The sequence below is a fragment of the Acidaminococcus sp. CAG:542 genome, assembly GCF_000437815.1.
Lineage (GTDB): Bacteria > Bacillota > Negativicutes > Acidaminococcales > Acidaminococcaceae > Acidaminococcus.
Genome location: NZ_FR902078.1, coordinates 6,156 through 8,339, shown reverse-complemented (window position 1 = coordinate 8,339; position 2,184 = coordinate 6,156). Strand labels below are relative to the sequence as shown.

Annotated in this window: 3 protein-coding genes; 2 read left to right on the top strand and 1 reads right to left on the bottom strand. The window is 56.0% G+C overall.

Annotated features, from left to right (window positions below; translation table 11 throughout):
* Window positions 1-8: 8 nt before the first annotated feature.
* Window positions 9-1,148 (bottom strand): trans-sulfuration enzyme family protein, encoded by a 1,140-nt coding sequence (locus QVO43_RS05950; RefSeq protein WP_022487635.1) that lies wholly within the window; start codon window positions 1,146-1,148, stop codon window positions 9-11.
* 233 nt (window positions 1,149-1,381) lie between these two features.
* Here QVO43_RS05950 and gatC point away from each other — a divergent pair, with 233 nt between their 5' ends.
* Together gatC and QVO43_RS05940 are read left to right on the top strand one after the other, a co-directional pair.
* On the top strand, window positions 1,382-1,669 hold the full coding sequence (gatC, locus tag QVO43_RS05945; RefSeq protein ID WP_022487634.1) for an Asp-tRNA(Asn)/Glu-tRNA(Gln) amidotransferase subunit GatC: 288 nt from the start codon (window positions 1,382-1,384) through the stop codon (window positions 1,667-1,669).
* Between the two features lie 14 nt (window positions 1,670-1,683).
* Window positions 1,684-2,184, top strand: a 501-nt coding sequence (locus tag QVO43_RS05940; RefSeq protein ID WP_288174622.1) for an amidase, incomplete at its 3' end; no start/stop codon positions are given.

Here is a 2,184-nt window from a genome sequence, read left to right as displayed (position 1 = left end):
CTCTTTTGTTATTTACATTGCTCGAAGGCCTGGGCCAGGTCGTCCCGCAGGTCTTCTTTGTCTTCCAGGCCTACGGAGAACCGGAGCAGGGTGTGGGTGATGCCCTTTTCTTCCGCTTCTTCCGGGGTCAGGTCCGCATGGGTCTGGGTAATGGGATAGGTGAGCAGGCTTTCGGTGCCTCCCAGGCTTTCCGCGAACTGAATCAGATGGATCTTTTCCAGGATGGTCTTGGCGGCTTCCGGGGATTTCACATAGAAGGAAATCATCCCTCCGAATCCGTTGGCCTGTTTCTTCTGGATTTCATAGCCCGGGTGGTCCGGCAGGCCGGGATACAGCACCTTTTCCACCAGGGGCTGTTCCCGCAGCCACTGGGCCAGGTACAGGGCATTTTCCTGGTGCTGTTTCATCCGCACCGGCAGGGTCTTCAGGCTCCGGAGCAGGAGCCAGGCATCGAAGACGCTGAGCACGGCCCCGGTGGTCTTGTAGATGGTCCGGAGCCGGGCGGCCACCTCCGCTTCCCGGCTGACGGCAAACCCTGCCAGGGAGTCATTGTGGCCGGCCAGGTACTTGGTGCCGCTGTGGACCACAATATCCGCTCCCAGGGTCAGAGGCCGCTGGAAATAGGGGGACAGGAAGGTATTGTCCACAATCACCAGGATCCCGTGTTTGTGGGCCAGTTCGCTGATGGCTTCCAGGTCCGTGATTTCCATGGTGGGGTTGGTGGGAGTTTCCAGATAGATGGCTTTGGTGGCGGGGGTGATGGCCTCTTCCACGGCCTTCAGATCACTGGTGTGGACGGCGGTGAAGGTCAGGCCCAGGGGCTCATAGGTGGTCCGGAACAGCCGGAAGGACCCGCCGTACAGGTCGAAACCGGTGATCAGGTGGTCTCCCGGGGCAAAAAGCCGCATCACCGCATCAATGGCTGCCATGCCGGAGGAAAAGCACAGGGCATCGGTGCCCCCTTCCAGGGTGGACAGGACTTTTTCCAGTCTGGCGTGGGTGGGGTTGGATTCCCGGGTATAGGCCCAGCCGGTGGATTTCCCCAGGCCGGGATGGGCAAAAGTGGATGTGAGATACAGAGCCGGAGAGACGGCGCCGGTGGCATCGTTGGGGCCGCCTCCGTGGATACAGGCAGTGGTGAATTTCATGATTTTTTTCCTCCTTGCAGGGCACAGGGTGCCAATAATGCATACTATTTATATAGGAATACATTACCTGTTCCCGGAAATTTTGTCAAGGGGCCGGAACGGGCATGGAGACAGGGAAAGACGGGCAAAATGGTTTTCTAAATGATGGGACTGTGATATAATCTTTTAGTAAAACTGGTTCCGGCGGGCCCTGACTGCCCTGCTGGAATAGATTTTCGATAGGCGGTGAAAAAATGAGCGTTACAGTCAATGATGTAAAGCATATCGCAAATCTGTGCCGGTTAAATGTTCCGGACGATGAAATGGACAAGTTTGTTGAGCAGTTCAACCAGATTTTGAATTATGCTGAAATCTTAAAGAAAGTGGATACCAAGGGAATCGAACCTTCTCCCTATGTGCTTCCCATCAGCAATGTGCTGCGGGAAGACGTTCCTGTTGAGAGCCTGTCCCACGAGGACGCCATGAAGAATGCTCCGGAGGAATATGAAGGCGGCTTCAAAGTTCCCCGGGTTATCGAATAAGAGGAGGCAGAACAGTGGCTTTATACAGTGAAACTGCACATGAGCTCCATGACAAGCTGGTGAAGAAAGAAATCAGCTCCGTGGAACTGACCAAAGCGGTCTATGACCGGATCGACGAAGTGGAAGACCAGGTCAAGGCCTATATTACCTTGGACAAGGAAAATGCCCTGGCCCAGGCAGCCAAAGTGGACAAGATGATCGCCGACGGCGAGACCATCAAACCCCTGGCCGGGATCCCCGGCGCCATCAAGGACAACATCAGCGTAAAGGGTGTCCGGATGACCTGCGCCTCCAAGATCCTGGAAAACTTCGTGCCGGTATACGATGCCCACGTCATCGAAAACCTGCGGAAGGACGAAACCATTTTCCTGGGCAAGACCAACATGGATGAATTCGCCATGGGGTCCACCACGGAAACCTCCCATTTCCAGATCACTCACAACCCCTGGGATCTGTCCCGGGTGCCCGGCGGTTCTTCCGGCGGCAGCGCTGCCAGCATTGCAGCCGGGGAAGCC

What these genes read in the sequence shown, in the direction of transcription:
- QVO43_RS05950 (WP_022487635.1), bottom strand. Translation starts at nt 1,148, where the DNA reads ATGAAATTCACCACTGCCTGTATCCACGGAGGCGGCCCCAACGATGCC.
- gatC (WP_022487634.1), top strand. Translation starts at nt 1,382, where the DNA reads ATGAGCGTTACAGTCAATGATGTAAAGCATATCGCAAATCTGTGCCGG.